Annotated in this window: 15 protein-coding genes; 9 read left to right on the plus strand and 6 right to left on the minus strand. The window is 69.6% G+C overall.

Annotated features, from left to right (window positions below; translation table 11 throughout):
- Positions 1-40 precede the first annotated feature (40 nt).
- The 5 genes from lpxD to lpxB all read left to right on the plus strand — a co-directional run bounded on the left by lpxD (position 41) and on the right by lpxB (position 4,584).
- Entirely contained in the window at positions 41-1,099 is a 1,059-nt protein-coding gene (gene lpxD, locus MKL11_RS06875) for a UDP-3-O-(3-hydroxymyristoyl)glucosamine N-acyltransferase (RefSeq protein ID WP_243941565.1), read from the plus strand.
- Positions 1,100-1,233: 134 nt separating this feature from the next.
- Positions 1,234-1,710, plus strand: a complete 477-nt coding sequence (fabZ, locus tag MKL11_RS06880; RefSeq protein ID WP_243941567.1) for a 3-hydroxyacyl-ACP dehydratase FabZ — start codon at positions 1,234-1,236, stop codon at positions 1,708-1,710.
- Positions 1,707-2,525 (plus strand): acyl-ACP--UDP-N-acetylglucosamine O-acyltransferase, encoded by an 819-nt coding sequence (lpxA, locus tag MKL11_RS06885; RefSeq protein ID WP_243941569.1) that lies wholly within the window; start codon positions 1,707-1,709, stop codon positions 2,523-2,525. Before fabZ ends, lpxA begins: the two co-directional genes overlap by 4 nt.
- A gap of 11 nt (positions 2,526-2,536) precedes the next feature.
- The gene (locus tag MKL11_RS06890) at positions 2,537-3,400 is read left to right on the plus strand and encodes an LpxI family protein (RefSeq protein WP_243941570.1); all 864 of its coding nucleotides are present in this window, start codon (positions 2,537-2,539) and stop codon (positions 3,398-3,400) included.
- Positions 3,397-4,584 (plus strand): lipid-A-disaccharide synthase, encoded by a 1,188-nt coding sequence (lpxB, locus tag MKL11_RS06895; protein ID WP_243941572.1) that lies wholly within the window; start codon positions 3,397-3,399, stop codon positions 4,582-4,584. The genes MKL11_RS06890 and lpxB overlap by 4 nt, the downstream gene beginning before the upstream one ends.
- A gap of 6 nt (positions 4,585-4,590) precedes the next feature.
- Here the strand turns inward: lpxB and MKL11_RS06900 are convergent, their stop codons facing one another.
- Positions 4,591-5,250, minus strand: coding sequence for a peptidase inhibitor family I36 protein (locus MKL11_RS06900; RefSeq protein WP_243941575.1), 660 nt, complete (start codon positions 5,248-5,250; stop codon positions 4,591-4,593).
- Positions 5,251-5,352: 102 nt separating this feature from the next.
- Positions 5,353-5,985, minus strand: coding sequence for a 2OG-Fe(II) oxygenase (locus MKL11_RS06905; protein WP_243941577.1), 633 nt, complete (start codon positions 5,983-5,985; stop codon positions 5,353-5,355).
- Between the two features lie 292 nt (positions 5,986-6,277).
- On the opposite strand from MKL11_RS06905, the gene MKL11_RS06910 reads away from it, so the two are divergent.
- The 3 genes from MKL11_RS06910 to MKL11_RS06920 all read left to right on the plus strand — a co-directional run bounded on the left by MKL11_RS06910 (position 6,278) and on the right by MKL11_RS06920 (position 9,276).
- On the plus strand, positions 6,278-6,598 hold the full coding sequence (locus tag MKL11_RS06910; protein ID WP_243941579.1) for a hypothetical protein: 321 nt from the start codon (positions 6,278-6,280) through the stop codon (positions 6,596-6,598).
- Between the two features lie 151 nt (positions 6,599-6,749).
- The gene (locus MKL11_RS06915; protein ID WP_243941581.1) at positions 6,750-8,861 is read left to right on the plus strand and encodes an ABC transporter ATP-binding protein/permease; all 2,112 of its coding nucleotides are present in this window, start codon (positions 6,750-6,752) and stop codon (positions 8,859-8,861) included.
- 118 nt (positions 8,862-8,979) lie between these two features.
- Entirely contained in the window at positions 8,980-9,276 is a 297-nt protein-coding gene (locus MKL11_RS06920) for a hypothetical protein (protein WP_243941583.1), read from the plus strand.
- An 80-nt stretch (positions 9,277-9,356) separates the two neighbouring features.
- Here MKL11_RS06920 and eda read toward each other — a convergent pair whose 3' ends face one another.
- The 3 genes from eda to MKL11_RS06935 all read right to left on the minus strand — a co-directional run bounded on the left by eda (position 9,357) and on the right by MKL11_RS06935 (position 13,448).
- A complete protein-coding gene (eda, locus tag MKL11_RS06925; protein ID WP_243941851.1) occupies positions 9,357-9,977 on the minus strand; it encodes a bifunctional 4-hydroxy-2-oxoglutarate aldolase/2-dehydro-3-deoxy-phosphogluconate aldolase in 621 nt (206 codons plus the stop codon).
- A gap of 32 nt (positions 9,978-10,009) precedes the next feature.
- On the minus strand, positions 10,010-11,836 hold the full coding sequence (gene edd / locus MKL11_RS06930; protein WP_243941585.1) for a phosphogluconate dehydratase: 1,827 nt from the start codon (positions 11,834-11,836) through the stop codon (positions 10,010-10,012).
- A 490-nt stretch (positions 11,837-12,326) separates the two neighbouring features.
- Complete coding sequence (locus MKL11_RS06935; protein ID WP_243941587.1) at positions 12,327-13,448, minus strand: type II asparaginase; 1,122 nt, start codon at positions 13,446-13,448, stop codon at positions 12,327-12,329.
- Between the two features lie 167 nt (positions 13,449-13,615).
- Between MKL11_RS06935 and MKL11_RS06940 the strand changes: the two genes are divergently transcribed.
- Positions 13,616-13,843: a hypothetical protein gene (locus MKL11_RS06940; protein WP_243941588.1), complete on the plus strand. Its 228-nt coding sequence runs from the start codon at positions 13,616-13,618 to the stop codon at positions 13,841-13,843.
- Positions 13,844-13,976: 133 nt separating this feature from the next.
- Here MKL11_RS06940 and MKL11_RS06945 read toward each other — a convergent pair whose 3' ends face one another.
- Positions 13,977-14,999 (minus strand): acyltransferase family protein, encoded by a 1,023-nt coding sequence (locus MKL11_RS06945; protein ID WP_243941590.1) that lies wholly within the window; start codon positions 14,997-14,999, stop codon positions 13,977-13,979.
- Between the last annotated feature and the right edge of the window lie 132 nt (positions 15,000-15,131).

A 15,131-nucleotide genomic window follows, 5' to 3' on the forward strand; every position in this document is an offset into this window, starting at 1 on the left:
GCGCGCCGGCCGGATTCTTCCGGCCGGCGCGTTGTCACGCATGGCAGATCCCGATTTCTTCGCCGCGACCGGCTTTCTCACCCTCGCCGATGTCGCCGCCGCCGCCGGCACGTCCCTGCCCGAGGGCGCGGATCCGGAATACCGGCTCACCGGTGCCGCGCCGCTCGAGAGCGCCGAGCCGGATCACCTCGCCTATATGGACAATGCCCGCTACGGCGAGGCACTCACCACGACCCGGGCGGGGGCCTGCCTGGTGAGCCCACGCTTCGCCGCGCGCTGCCCCGCCGGGACGATCGCGCTCGTAAGCCGGGACCCCTATCGGGCCTACGCGGCTCTGCTCGGCCGCCTGCACCCGGATGCCCTACGTCCAGGCTCGCAATTCGGCGGCCGCAGCATCGCCCCGGGCGCCCATGTCCACCCGGATGCGCGGCTGGAGGAGGGGGTCACGGTCGATCCCGGCGCCGTGATCGGCCCGGGCGTCGAGATCGGCACGGGCAGCGTCATCGGCCCGAACGCCGTGATCGGTCCCGGCGTGCGAATCGGGCGCGACTGCTCCATCGGCGCCGGCACCACGCTCAGCCACGCACTCGTCGGGAACCGGGTGATCCTGCATCCCGGCGCCCGGCTCGGCCAGGACGGCTTCGGCTTCGCCATGGGCGCGACGCATCTCAAGGTGCCGCAGATCGGCCGGGTGATCGTTCAGGACGATGTCGAGATCGGCGCCAACACCACGATCGACCGGGGCGCCTCGCGCGATACGGTCATCGGCGAGGGCACCAAGATCGATAACCTCGTTCAGATCGCCCACAACGTGGTGATCGGCCGCCATTGCGTGATCGTCTCGGGGGTCGGCATCTCGGGCTCCACGACGCTCGAAGATTACGTGGTGCTCGGCGGCCAGGTCGGCGTGGTCGGCCATCTGCGCATCGGCCGCGGCGCCCAGATCGCCGGCTCGTCCAACGTCAACCGCGATGTCCCGCCGGGCAGCCGCTGGGGCGGCACTCCGGCCAAGCCGGTGCGGGCCTGGTTCCGCGAGCTGACGACCCTGGCCCGGCTCGCCGAGCGCTCGGGCAAGGATCCCACCCCCGACGCGGAGTGATCCGGCCCGCGATATCGGCTGCGTCGCCCGGAAACCCTTGCATCGCCGCCGATTTCTTCCGAAGAGGGCGTCCGCCTGTCATGGGGGGCGGATATCGGTCCGCCCGATGGCGGTGAGGCAAGGTACGGGATTCGATGAGCGAGGCGGCGCGCGAGACCAACGAGGAGCTGGGCACAGCCGACATCCAGACGCTGCTGGAACTGCTGCCGCACCGCTACCCGTTCCTGATGATCGACCGCATCGTCGAGATCGATCGCGACGAATCCTGCATCGGCATCAAGAACGTCACCGCCAACGAGCCGCAATTCATGGGGCATTTCCCGGGGATGCCGGTCTTTCCCGGGGTGCTGCTGATCGAGGGCATGGCCCAGACCGCGGGCGCGATCTGCTGTCGTCACATCCGGACGGACGAGCTGCGCACCAAGCAGGTGTTCTTCATGACGATCGACAAGTGCAAGTTCCGCAAGCCCGTCACCCCTGGCGACCAAGTGCGCTTCCACATGAAGAAGATGAACCACCGCCGGACCATGTGGTGGTTCCGGGGTGAGGCCCGGGTCGAAGGCGTGCTGGTGGCGGAGGCCGAGATCGGCGCCATGCTGGTGACAGAGTGAGCGACGCCCTCATCCACCCGAGCGCCGTGATCGAATCCGGCGCCGCGATCGGCGACGGCGTGCGGATCGGCCCGTTCTGCCACGTCGGTCCGGAGGTCGTGCTCGGCGAGGACTGCGAGCTCCTCAGCCATGTCGTGCTGGCCGGCCGCACCACGATCGGGCCGCGCACCCGGATCTTCCCGTTCGCCTCCATCGGCCACCAGCCGCAGGACCTGAAGTACCGGGGCGAGGCCTCGACGCTGACGATCGGGTCCGATTGCCTGATCCGCGAAGGCGTCACCATGAACCCCGGCACCAGCGGGGGCGGCCTCGAGACCACGGTCGGCGATCACTGCACCTTCCTGGCCAATTCCCATGTCGGCCATGATTGCCGGGTCGGCGACCACGTCATCTTCTCCAACAACGTGATGCTGGCCGGCCATTGCAGCGTCGGCGACTACGCGATCCTGGGCGGCGGTGCCGCCGTGATCCAGTTCGCCCGGGTCGGCGCCCACGCCTTCGTGGGCGGCCTCTCGGGGCTGGAGAACGATTGCATCCCCTACGGCATGGTGCTCGGCAACCGCGCGACCCTGTCGGGGCTCAACATCATCGGCCTGCAGCGCCGGGGCTTCGCCCGGGAGGATATCCACGCCCTCCGGCGGGCCTACCGCCTGCTGTTCGCCCCCGAGGGCACGCTGATGGAGCGGGTCGAGGACGTGGCCGCGACCTTCGAGTCCCACACCGCCGTGGCCGAGATCCTCGCCTTCATCCGCGCCGGCGGCAAGCGCTCGATTTGCACCCCGCGTGAGCTCCCGGTTCCGATCGGGGCCGCCTGATCCGCCCCGCCATGGCCGAGGCCGCTCCGCTGCCCAAGGGCACGCTTGTCCTGATCGCCGGCGCCGGCCGGCTGCCCGAGCTGGTCGCCGAGTCGCTGACCCGGACGCAGAGGCCGTTCCGGCTGATCGCCCTGCGCGGTTTCACCGAGCGGTCCCTGCGCGCCCGGGCCGACGCCACCGTCGACCTCCTCGACCTCGCCGCGATCCTCAAGCTGCTGCGCCGCTGGGGGCCGGCTGTGATGGTGCCGGCCGGCGGCGTCTTCCGGCCGAGTCCGGCCGCGCTCCTCAACGCCGGCGCGGCTTTGCGAAACCGCGAGACCCTGCGGGCGATCGCCGGCGGCGGCGACGACCGCTTGCTGCGCGCCGCCCTGGCGCTGGTGGAGGAGGAGGGCCATCGGGTGCTGGGCGTCCACGAGGCCGCGCCGGACCTGCTCTGCCCGGAGGGTCGGCTCGGGCGCTTGGGTCCCAATGGCGATGCCGATACATCGATCCGCACCGGGCGCGGGGTGCTCGACGCACTCTCGCCCTTCGATCTCGGTCAGGCGGTCGCCGTCTCGGGCGAGCGGGTGCTCGCCGTCGAGGGGCCGGAGGGGACCGACCGCATGCTCGCCCGCGCCAGGGCGCTCGGACGCAAGCCGTTCGGTCGGGGGCGGGCGCTGCCCGCGACCGTGCTGGTGAAGGCACCCAAGATCGGCCAGGACCTGCGCATCGACCTGCCCGCCATCGGTCCCCGGACTGTGCGCAACGCCGCCGCCGCCGGCTGCGTCGGCCTGGCGCTGGAAGCCGGCGGCACCCTGGTGATCGATCGCGCCGCCACCGCCGCCGAAGCAGACCGCCTCGGGCTGTTCCTAGTCGGCTACGGAACCGAGCCATGAGCGCCGCGTCCGGGTCGCCCTCCAAGACAATCTGGCTCGTGGCCGGCGAGGATTCCGGGGATCAGCTCGGGGCCAAGCTGATGCGGGCGCTGCGGGCGACGGCGCCCGGGACCGTGTTCGGCGGCGTCGGCGGCGAGGCCATGGCCGAGGAGGGTTTTTCCTCCCTGTTCCCCCTCGATGACGTCGCCGTCATGGGCTACCTGCCGGTGCTCGCCCGCGCCCGGACCCTGCTGCGCCGGATCCGCGAGACCGCGAACGCCGTGGTCCGAGCCCGGCCCGACGTGCTGGTGATCATCGACAGCCCGGGCTTCACCCACGCCGTGGCCCAGCGGGTCCGGAAGGCCGCCCCCGGCATCCCGATCGTCGATTACGTCTCCCCGAGCGTCTGGGCCTGGCGGCCGTGGCGCGCGAAGGGCATGCGCGGCTTCATCGACCACGTGATGGCGCTGTTGCCGTTCGAGCCCGACGCGCATTTGCGGCTCGGCGGCCCGTCCTGCACCTATGTCGGCCATCCGCTGATCGAGCGGTTTTCGGAACTGCGCCCGTCCCCGGCCGAGAACCGGCGCCGGGAGGCGGTGCCCTATAGCCTCGTGATCCTGCCGGGGTCGCGCCGCGCCGAGATCGACCGGCTGATGCCGGTGTTCGGGCGGGTGCTGGAACAGGTCGCGCGCATCCTGGAGGTCGAGGCGATTTTGCCCGCCGTGACCCGCCACCGGGCGCTGATCGAGCGCCTAGCGTTGGACTGGCCGGTGCCGGTGCGGGTCCTGACCGGTGAGGCCCCGAAATACGCCGCCTTCCGCGGTGCTCGGGCTGCGCTCGCGGCCTCTGGCACGGTCACCCTGGAACTGGCGCTGGCCGGCGTCCCGATGGTGGTGGCCTACAAGGTCTCGCGCGCGGAGGAGTTCATCGCCCGGCGCCTGATCCAGGTCCCAAGCATCGTGCTGCCGAACCTGATCCTGGCCGACAACGCCATGCCGGAATTCGTCCAGGCCGCGTGCACCCCCGAGCATCTCGCGCGGGCGCTGCTGCCCCTGCTGGTCGGCGGCCCGGAGCGGGACGCGCAATGCGACGCGCTGGCCCGCATCGACGGACGGATGCGGCTCACCGGCGACGACACGCCGAGCCAAGCTGCGGCGCGGATTGTCCTGAACGCCGCCAAGGGGCGGGTGATCGGGATCGCCTGACGCCCCTCAGCCGCCACGCCGCCCGCAGCGGACATAAGCCGCGGTGCCGCGGCCGCTGGACCATGTGAGGCGGTCTCCGGCGACCATGAGGCGGACCTGGGAGGACCAGTGCCGGCCGCGGTCGCTGCATTCGGCACTCACCACCCAGGCGTTGCCGACCCGACGACCGTCATGGAAGTTGCAGATCGTCCGCCCGGCCCGGGCCCGCTCCTGCGTGATCGTGGCCGGGAGGTAACCCAGGCGTCGGGAGCGCGCCGCGCAGGCATCAACGGTCGGACCCCAGACGCCGACGAACTCGGCATTGGCCGCGCCTGTCGGCTTGGCGGTTGCGGGCACCGCCGGCGGGGCGGCGATCGCCGCCGACGTGCCCGGGGATGCCTGGCTCGGAGCCGCCTGCGTCGCAGCCTGCAGCGCGGCATCCGGGCGCTGCACGTCCGGGATGGCCTCATCCGGCATGTCGAGCATCACGACCCGGCGTCCGAGGGGCTTCGGCGCCGCGCGGGTCTCGGCGGTCTGCTGGCGGAACGGCATGTCTTCGGTGAGGTAGGCCGCGCTGTAGGCGAACAGCCCGGCCCAACCGAGCACGAGGAGGGCGGGCACGACGAAGCGACGCTTGGAACCGGTACGGGTCTCCTCACCCGGATCGGCCAGCACCACCGCGCCCATCCTATCCGCCTCCCTGGTCCAGGGTTCCGGCGCCGATTCGATCCTCGGGCCGCCGATGAAAAACATGCCCCAACAAGAGCCTGGGTGAAACTGCCGCGTCGCTCAGCGTCCGAAAATTCCTTTCAGGAACTGCGCGGTGCGGTTGCGCTTGCGCTTGCGCTCCAGTTCCGCGGCATCCTTGAGCCAGGCGACCTGCACGACGCGCCGCTCGCCCTCGAACGGCTCGTGGCCGTGCCAGGAATTGTCGGCCCGCAGGAAGGCGAACATCGTGCCCATGGTCGGCGGCACCTCGACCGCGAAAGGCGCGTAATTGCGGCCGTCGTAGAGCACGCGCAGGCGGCCGGCGGCCGGGGCGTCCCAGGCGTCGTTCATGTAGACCAGCAGCGTCAGCACCTTCGACGGGCCGTCGGTGTGGATCGAGCCGTATTTCAGCTGGCTCTTCCGCATGATCGTGGTGAGCCGCGGGCAGGAGACGAGGTCGATGCCGAACTTCTCACCGAGGATCTCCGAGAACGCGTCGCTCTCAAGCTCGTCGATCAGCGCCTTGAACCGGCCCTTGAGGGCGACCTCGTCCACCGTCAGGTAGCCGGGCTTGGCGATGTCCGGGAAATCGCGCCGGATCGCGTCGATCGCGTCCGGGTTCAGGACGTTGGTGCCGAGTGTGTAGGGGTAGGGCTCGCGGGCCAAAGGGGCGGCGCGAACGGCCGAAACGTCGAGGATCGAGAGGGCGGACATCTGCGGGTCCCTGGGCTCCAGCGCGCGACGGCCGGCACGCGAGGCGCCGGGAGGCGCGTGCCGGAGGGCCAACCGGGGCGGCTCGTACCGGGCTCGCCCAGGGGCGTCCGCGGTCGCGACGTTCAACGGCTCTCGGTGGTCCCGGAATCCCATAATCCGGTGATTGCGGCGGTCCAACGGCGAAAGCCGTGTGGTGGCGCATTCCGGTGACAGTCTCGGGCCGCCCGGCCGTGCAGGATGGCGCGAGGCCTGAGGACTTTCTTCTCGGGTGCGTATCCGGAACCCGTTCGCGATGAGGCCGCTGGTCCTCGCCTTGCTGTGCATTCACCTTGTCGCGATGGCGACCGGGGCGGGCGCGTTCGCGCAGCAGTCGCGGCCGTCGCGCCCCGCCGGAATGACGCGGATGACGTGCGCGGACGCGATGGCGCTGGTCAAGAACGAGGGAGACGTGGTGATCGCCGGGGGGACGAACCCCGAGCGCTTCGTCAGCGGCCCCAGCCTGTGCAGCGGCTCCGAGATCGCCGAGCTGCGCTTCGTCCCCACCCGCGACAATCCGCAATGCCCGATCGGCTATCGCTGCCGCGAGCCGGGCTTCGAGGAGTGGAACTGGTAGCCCAGGAAGCGGCCTGAGGTCGCGGCCGCCGGATCGTGACCAAACTTTCACGTGACAGGGCATGCGAAGTGCCACGTTCTCGCCATGACCCAGGGCCAAGGCCGCTCGGTTGCGTTCCGGAAGGTGCGCTCACGTTAGGCGGGAGAAACGCGTGGCTTCACTCAGGACCGGGCTCGGGATCCAGGCCGTGCTCACGGCCGTGGCCGCGCTGATCCTGCTTGCGCTCCCGGGTATCCCCAGCCCGCCGCTCTACGTCTCGCTCGCCGGCTTCGCGATGGCCGGCATCCTGGTCGCGTCGAACGGCATCTCCGCCTACCTGAAGGTTTTCGTCTCGGTCTACGGCTTCGGCTACCTGCTGCTCGCCGGCCTGAAGACGGTGGCCGCCATGGGCCTGCTCCCCCCGGTGGTGGCCGCGCTGCTGCCGCCGGACTTCGCCGCCACCGGCGCCGTGGTGTTCGGCGCCATCGTGCTCGGCGCGTCGTATCTCGAGCCGATCCGGGCGATCACCGACATCGCAGACCCGTATTTCGCCAACCGCGACACGCCGACCAAGGAGATCGGCCTGTTCCGCCGGTTCGGCAGCACCGAGGGCCGGATCGGCCGCAACCTCGTCGCCCTGTCGATCTTCGTGAACTTCGCCGACGTGGCGCTGACCCTGCGGTTCAACTTTTTCTACCGCGACATCTACAACGCGCTGCAGGAATACGACGCGTCAGCGTTCTGGTACCAGCTGCTCTGGATCTTCATCCCGCTGGCTACGCTGAACATCGCCATCGGCATGTTCGACCTGTTCGTCGATTCCTCCCTGCACATCCGCTGGCGGACCTGGCTCACCCACAGCCTGTACGAGCGCTGGCTCGGCAAGGGCACCCATTACCGGATCCCGTTCACCGACGAGGAGGCGGATAACCCGGATCAGCGTATCCAGGCCGACGTCAACCTGTTCATCCAGCAGACCGCGAGCCTGTCGATCCGGCTGCTCAGCCAGGCGGCGCAGCTGGTCTCGTTCATCGTGATCCTCTGGACCCTGTCGCGCGACTTCGTCGTGCCGTTCACCGACACGGTGGTGCCGGGCTTCCTGGTCTGGCTGGTGATCGCCTACGCGGTGGTCGGCACCTGGCTGACCCACCTGATCGGCCGGCCCCTGATCGGGCTCAACTTCCGGCAGGAGCAGGTCGAGGCCGATTTCCGCTTCTCGCTCGCCCGCAACCGGATCTACTCCGAGCAGATCGCGCTGCTGCGCGGCGAGCGTGCGGAGGCTTCGCGGCTCGGCTCGCTGTTCCACTCGATCATCGACAATTACGTCGGCATCATCTTCCGCCGGATCAAGCTGATCGCCTTCACGTTCAGCTACCGGCAGGCGAGCGTGATCTTCCCGATGGTGCTCGCCGCGCCGTCGTTCTTCGCCAAGAAGATCACCCTGGGGGCGCTCCAGCAGACCTCGCAGGCGTTCGGACAGGTGCAGAGCTCCCTGTCGTTCTTCGTGGATTCGTACACGACTTTGGCCTCCTACAAGGCCAACACCATTCGTCTGGGCTCCTTCCGCCGGGCGATGAGCAAGGCCGAGGCGCTGGAGGCGGCCGGCTACGGGCTGGTCCAGGGCAACGACACCGCCAACGGCGTGACGACCCGGGGCCTGGTCCTCGCGCTGCCGGACGGTCGCGAGATCGTCTCCGCGCCGGAGCTGACCCTGCCCAAGGGCGGCGCGACCCTGGTCACCGGTCCCTCCGGCTCCGGCAAGTCGACGCTGTTCCGGGCGATTGCCGGGATCTGGCCGTTCGGCAAGGGCCGGGTCGACGTGCCCGCCGGGCAATCGACGCTGCTGCTGCCGCAGCGGCCGTACATCCCGCAGGGGACGTTGCGCGGCGCCGTCGTCTACCCGAACACCACCGACCAGTTTTCCGATACCGCGATCCGGGATGCGCTGACGGCGGCGCAACTGCCCCATCTCGTCGATCGCCTCGACGAGACCGACACCTGGGAGCGGCGCCTGTCCGGCGGTGAGCAGCAGCGCCTCGCGATCGCCCGGGCGATCCTGGCCAAGCCCGCCTGGCTGTTCCTCGACGAATCGACCGCCTCCCTCGACGAGCCGTCCGAGGCGAAGATCTACGCGATGCTGCGCGAACGGCTGCCGGACACCACCATCGTCTCCATCGGCCACCGCTCGACGCTGGACGCATTCCACGACCGGCGCATCGTGCTGGAGCCGCAGGGCGGCCTCTTCACCCCGCGGGAGCGCCGCGAACCGCAACCGGCGGAATAAGTGGACTTGGTCACGCCAGCCCAGGGAAAATGCCCCGCAGAAGTTGCGAGTTGGAAATATTAAGGAACCTGTGACTGCGGGGTCCGTTTGTCAGGCGCTGAATAAATCGGAGGAACGCATGACCAAGATCAAGACCCTTGCGGGTGCCGGCGCTCTCATCCTGATGTCGACCGCCGCCTTCGCGTCGCCGTGTGCGACCGGGACGACCGTGACGCGCGACAAGGACGCCAGCAAGGCCTCGAATGTCGATCCGAGCGTGAAGAACCCGACCTCTCCGGGCGCCAAGGCCGAGTCCCCCGGGACCGTCGGTGCCATGACCAATGCCGGCACCGCGACGTCGCCGTCGGACGTGCAGGCGCAGTCGCAGGGCAAGCCCACCGCCGCGCAGGCTGGCAAGGGCGGCGACGACTGTTGATCGTCGCCAACGCATTTCCCGGATGATGGAACGCCCGCCCGGCCCTGCCGCGGCGGGCGTTTCTTACTTCCGAGCTGCGTTCAGGCGACCTTGCGGAGACCGGAGGCGGCCCGTGCCGCTCCTTCAATGGCCGCGCGGTCCGGAATCCCCGGCTTCACCACCCAGCTGCCGCCGACACACAGCACCGATGGGACTGCGAGCCATTCCGGCGCGGTCGCCTCTGTGATCCCGCCGGTCGGACAGAACCTCGCGTGGCCGAACACGGCGGTGAGCGCCTTGAGCGCCTTGATCCCGCCCGCGGCCTCGGCCGGGAAGAACTTGAACCGGTCGAGCCCGTGGTCGAGCCCGCGCATGATATCGGCCGCCGTGGCGATGCCCGGCAGGTAGGGCACGCCGTTGGCCTTGGCCGCGTCGGTCAGCGGCGCCGTGAGCCCCGGCGAGACGATGAATTTGGCACCCGCCGCCAGGGCGCGTTCGAGATCGGCCGGGTTCAGGACCGTGCCGGCCCCGACGACCGCGCCCTCGACCTGGCTCATCGCGCGGATCACCTCCAGGGCGGCCGGCGTCCGCAGGGTGACCTCCAGCGCGGTCAGACCACCCGCGACCAGGGCCTCGGCGATCGGCCGGGCCTGGGCGACATCCTCGATCACCAGGACCGGGATGACGGGCACGGAGCGCATCAGCGCGTCGATGCTGGTCAGATCGTTCATGATCGGCTTCTCCCGTTCGACGTTCAAAGGCCGGCTGCGGCGAGCATCGCGGAGGCGCCCCGCTCGGCGGTGTCGGCCCCGTGGCGCATGAAAGCGAACAGCTCCCGCCCGGTACCGGCCTCCGGCACCGGCTGGACCGCCTCCTCGCGGGCGGCCAGCTCGGCGTCGTCGACCAGCACTTCAAGAAGGCCCTCGGCGGCGCTGAGGCGGACGATGTCGCCGTCGCGGATCCGCCCGATGGCGCCGCCGCCCAACGCCTCCGGGCTCAGGTGGATGGCGGCGGGCACCTTGCCGGAGGCGCCGGACATGCGCCCGTCGGTGACCAGGGCGACCTTGTGGCCGCGGTCCTGCAGCACCCCGAGCGGCGGGGTCAGCTTGTGCAGCTCCGGCATGCCGTTCGCGCGCGGCCCCTGGAACCGCACCACGACCACCACGTCGCGCTCCAGTTCGCCGGCCTTGAACGCCTTGAGCACGTCGTCCTGATCGGAGAACACCCGGGCCGGGGCCTCGATGGTCCGGCGGCTCTCCTCCACGGCGCTGGTCTTGAACGTCGCCCGGCCGAGATTGCCCGTTACGAGCCGCATGCCGCCATCCGCCTGGAACGGGTTGCCGGGCCGGCGGATCATCGTGTCGTCCAGGCTCTCGGGCACCGCGTCCTCGAAAACGAGCTCGTCGCCGTCGAGCTTCGGATCGCGGGCGTGGTCGCGCAGGGACTGGCCGGCGACCGTGAGGATGTCGTCGTGCAGCAGCCCGGCATCGAGCAAAGCCGCCATGACAAAGCTCATGCCGCCGGCGGCGTGGAAGTGGTTCACGTCGCCCGCGCCGTTCGGGTAGACCCGCGCGATCAGCGGCACCGCGTTGGACAGTCGGTCGATATCCGCCCAGTCGATCACGATCCCGGCGGCGCGGGCGATGGCCGGCAGATGGATCGCGTGGTTGGTCGAGCCGCCGGTGGCGAGCAGGCCCACCGCGGCGTTCACGATCGCCTTCTCGTCGACGCACAGGCCGAGCGGCCGGTAATCGTTGCCGGCTGCGCCGATCTCGGTGAGCCTGTGGATCGCGGCTCGGGTCACGGCTTGGCGCAGCTTCGTGCCGGGGTTGATGAACGAGGCGCCCGGCATGTGCAGGCCCATCATGTCCATCATCATCTGGTTCGAGTTGGCGGTGCCGTAGAAGGTGCAGGTGCCGGCCCCGTGATAGGAGGCGGATTCGGATTCGAGCAGCTCCGCGCGGCCGACCTTGCCCTCGGCGTAGAGCTGTCGGATTCGCTGCTTCTCCTTGTTGGCGAGGCCCGAGGGCATCGGACCGGCCGGGATCAGGATCGTCGGCAGGTGGCCGAAGCGCAGCGCGCCGATCAGCAGGCCCGGCACGATCTTGTCGCAGATGCCGAGCAGGGCGGCGCCATCGAACATGCCGTGGCTCAGGCCGACCGCGGCGGAGAGGGCGATCGTGTCCCGGGAGAACAGCGACAGCTCCATGCCGCGCTGGCCTTGCGTGACCCCGTCGCACATCGCCGGCGTGCCGCCCGCCACCTGGGCGGTGGCGCCACGCTCCCGGGCGAACACCTTGATCTGGTCGGGATAGCGTCCGTAGGGCTGATGCGCCGACAGCATGTCGTTGTAGGCGGTGACGATGCCGATGTTCATCACCGTCCGGCCGTCGCGGAGCGCCGGCTTATCCTCTCCGGAGGCGGCGAAGCCGTGGGCGAGGTTGCCGCAGGCGAGGGTCGGCCGATGCACGCCCGAATCGCGCTCGCGGGCGATCAGGTCGAGATAGGTCCGCCGGGACTCGCGGGAGCGCGCGACCACGCGCTCGGTGACCGCCGCGACCTCGGAATGAAGCTCGATCATGCTCGTTCCTCCGTGCAGGATGGCGATGAGCCGCAGCGCCGGCGCCGATCTGGGCCGCGACCGCGTCGCACTGGGCTATCTAGGCGGTGCCCGGGACGTTGTAACCCGGTTGTGGCGCAGGGCGGTTGGGCGCGATGGCGTATGACCGCCGCGATCGATGGAGTGGCCGAAGCTTCTGCTCCAACAGGCCGGGTCTCTCGATCCCGACCCGGATCGCCCGCTGCCGGATGAAACGCCACGAGAATGGACACGCGCCCTTCCTCCCCCCTCTGCGGGGGAGGGTGGCCCCTGCGTCAGCAAGGGTCGGGAGAGGGGAGCGACGCGTCCGGAAGAGACGCGACGGGAGCTACATCCTGCATCGTCGCGCTGCTCCTCTGCCGACGCGCTTCGGGGTCTACCCTCCCCCGCAGAGGGGAAGGGGGAGGCGCTCGTCTCATGCCTTCAGCCTCACAATGAGGTCGAGGGTTGGAAACGCGACTAGAAGAAGGTCTCAGTATTCCCAAAAGATCCGCTGCAGCTCCTTGGTGTCCTGGGTCTTGGTCAGCGCCACCGCGGTCAGGATCTTGGCCTTGGCGGGGTTGAGGTCGTGGGCGACCACCCAATCGTAGGTGTCGTCGGGCTGCTCGGCGTTGCGCAAGACCAAGCCGTCCGGCACCCGCGAGGAGCGGATCACGATCGTGCCCTTGGAGCGGATGTCCTTGAGCTTGTCCACGAGGTAGCCGGGCACCGACCCGTTGCCGGTGCCAGCGTTGACGATGGCCTTGGCGCCGGCCTGGACCTCGGCATCGTAGACCCCGGGGATCATAGTGCCGGAGCCGTAGACGATGCCGACCAGGGGCAGGCTGTCGATCGTGTCGATGTCGAACTCGGAACTGGTGTTGTGGCGCTTCGCCAGGGAGCGGACGAAGTAGGTCTTGCCCTCGATCACCATGCCGAGGGGGCCCCACTGGCTGTAGAAGGCGCTGGGCACCACGTTGGTCCGCTTGTTCACGTCGCGGCCCGACTGGATCGTGTCGTTCATCGTCACGGTGACGCCCTTGCCGATCGCCTCCTTGCTGGCCGCCACCGTCACGGCATCGAGCAGGTTGAGGGCGCCGTCAGCCGAGATCGCCGTGCCCGGGCGCATCGATCCGACGACCACGATCGGTTTGTCGCTCTTGACCACGAGGTCGAGGAAGAACGACGTCTCCTCGAGCGTATCGGTGCCGTGCGTGACGACCACGCCGTCGACATCGTCCTGCTTCAGCAGGGCGGAGACCCGCTTGGCGAGCTGGACAAGCTGCGCGTCGGTGAAGCTCTCCGAAGCGATCTGGAAGACCTGTTCGCCGCGCACGTTGGCGATGGTGCTGACCTGCGGCACGGCCGCGAGCAGCTTGTCCACCGGGACCTTGGCGGCGGTGTAGGTGGCGCTGTTGGCCGCGTCGGCGCCCGCGCCCGCGATCGTGCCGCCGGTGGCCAGGATGACGACGTTGGGCTTCTTCACCGCCGCCGCATTGCTGGCATCCGTCATCTCGCGGGCGCGGAGCGGGGTCGCCCCGAGCGTGCCGGCCAGCGCCAGGGCCAGGGTCGCTCCGCGCAGGGCATGGCCCGCGCCGCTTCGGCAGGAGATCATCGGGGATCCTTGATATCTGAAGATGAATCGCGAGTCGGGCTCGCCGCCGGGATCGTAGACCCCGCCCGGCGCGAGGCAAGTTTCGTGCAGCGCCTCGCCGGGGGACGGATCCTTTTCGTAAGCTTGGGCGTTCTTCTCTGTCGTCGTTCGTTCGGAGGTAGACCCCCATGCTGCATCTCGCCGGACTGCTCGACGAACTCGAGCGGAGCGAGCCCGCGCGGGCCGCCATGGCGATCCTCGAATCGGCCCTGGCTCGCCGATCCGTCGAGGAGCAGACCGCGTTCTGGCGGGCGATCGATCTCTATTATGTCTCTCGCAAGGCCCCGCCGGAGGCCGCCGAACAGATGCTCGGCGCCCCCGTGCAGATGGTGCCGCAGATGGCCGCGGCCATCTAGACGGGGCGGGATACCGCCGTCCAAACGTGTCCAGCGTCGTGCGGTCGCCGCCAGCCCTCGCTCCGTCTTTCCGGGGCTTCGCATCGCGGGCCCCGGGAAGGCAGGGCTGATCGTGGCAGCCGTCGCGATCGCTTCAAGACGCTGCGATCGTCTCTATCCGACCCTCGTGCCGACCGGCCTGCGCGTGCTCGAACAGGCGGTTGAGGTAGCCCCGCATCGGCCTCTCGATCAGGAACAGGCTCGCGATGCCCGTGGCGATCGCCAACAGCGCGGAGGCACTGCTGATCCAGCTGCCCATCGCCTCGTGCAGCACGTAGAAGGGCTGCTGCCACAGGTAGATCGAGTACGACCAGACTCCGAACAGCAGGAGCGGCGTCGAGGTCAGGCCCTTCCGCAAGGCTGCCGGCGCCCGCGGGATCGTGGCGACCGCGGCGGCGAGCAGGGCGGTGCCGAGGCTGTACTTGATCGGATCGGGCACGATGTTGACGTTCATCAACAGGCCGACCAGCAGCAGGAGGGCGGGCCGCCAGGACGGCTTCCGGCGCGTCGGGTCGCCCCGGCCGAACTTCAGATAGGCTGCGGCCCCGAGCAGGATCGACGCCCCCCGGACATCGCTGCGCCAGTACACGGCCGTGTAATCGGCGCCGATCAGCGTCGAGACTAGGCCGTCCAGGCAGGCCAGGGCCGCGAGCGCGGCGATGACCGGGAACAGCGGGAAGGCGAACCGGCGCCAGACCAGCGCGATGAGGCCGAGCAGGATGTAGCTGTGCTCCTCGACGCAGAGGGACCAGATGTGGTCGACGCTGGGCACTTCGCCGAACCACACGTGGTAGTAATTGTAGGTCAGCGTCAGCGCCGCGAGGCAGCCATAGATCTGCCGGCCATGGCCCGAGGCAATGGCGAGAACGCTCATCGCCAGCACGAAGCAAGTCAGCGCCGGGTAGATGCGCGACGCGCGCCGGACGAAGAACGTCGTCAGCGGCGTGGCGCGGTCGAACAGGATCTCGGCCATCAGACGGCCGCTCAGGACGAAGAAGAACTCCACCCCGAAGCGGCCGAGATTGATCCCGCGGCTCGTCGCGAAATGGCCGATGAGCACCAGCAGGATCGCGCAGCCGCGCCAGCCATCGAGCACGGGAAGGTGACGCGGGGGCATGAGGCGCCTGTCGAGCACAGTTTAATGAGATTCTAAGGAGGCCGGGTCCCCGAGCGGCACCGAGATGGTCTTAAGCGGTAGGATGCGCGTGCCGACGCGCCCGGCCCCTCGAAAGGCGTACCGGGACGCGCC

Source organism: Methylobacterium sp. J-077, from assembly GCF_022829365.1.
Taxonomy (GTDB): Bacteria; Pseudomonadota; Alphaproteobacteria; order Rhizobiales; family Beijerinckiaceae; genus Methylobacterium.

Excerpts from the sequence above, each read along its gene's own strand:
- lpxD (WP_243941565.1), top strand. The coding sequence starts at position 41 with ATGGCAGATCCCGATTTCTTCGCCGCGACCGGCTTTCTCACCCTCGCC.
- fabZ (WP_243941567.1), top strand. The coding sequence starts at position 1,234 with ATGAGCGAGGCGGCGCGCGAGACCAACGAGGAGCTGGGCACAGCCGAC.
- MKL11_RS06890 (WP_243941570.1), top strand. The coding sequence starts at position 2,537 with ATGGCCGAGGCCGCTCCGCTGCCCAAGGGCACGCTTGTCCTGATCGCC.
- lpxB (WP_243941572.1), top strand. The coding sequence starts at position 3,397 with ATGAGCGCCGCGTCCGGGTCGCCCTCCAAGACAATCTGGCTCGTGGCC.
- MKL11_RS06900 (WP_243941575.1), bottom strand. The coding sequence starts at position 5,250 with ATGGGCGCGGTGGTGCTGGCCGATCCGGGTGAGGAGACCCGTACCGGT.
- MKL11_RS06905 (WP_243941577.1), bottom strand. The coding sequence starts at position 5,985 with ATGTCCGCCCTCTCGATCCTCGACGTTTCGGCCGTTCGCGCCGCCCCT.
- MKL11_RS06910 (WP_243941579.1), top strand. The coding sequence starts at position 6,278 with ATGAGGCCGCTGGTCCTCGCCTTGCTGTGCATTCACCTTGTCGCGATG.
- MKL11_RS06920 (WP_243941583.1), top strand. The coding sequence starts at position 8,980 with ATGACCAAGATCAAGACCCTTGCGGGTGCCGGCGCTCTCATCCTGATG.
- edd (WP_243941585.1), bottom strand. The coding sequence starts at position 11,836 with ATGATCGAGCTTCATTCCGAGGTCGCGGCGGTCACCGAGCGCGTGGTC.
- MKL11_RS06935 (WP_243941587.1), bottom strand. The coding sequence starts at position 13,448 with ATGATCTCCTGCCGAAGCGGCGCGGGCCATGCCCTGCGCGGAGCGACC.
- MKL11_RS06940 (WP_243941588.1), top strand. The coding sequence starts at position 13,616 with ATGCTGCATCTCGCCGGACTGCTCGACGAACTCGAGCGGAGCGAGCCC.
- MKL11_RS06945 (WP_243941590.1), bottom strand. The coding sequence starts at position 14,999 with ATGCCCCCGCGTCACCTTCCCGTGCTCGATGGCTGGCGCGGCTGCGCG.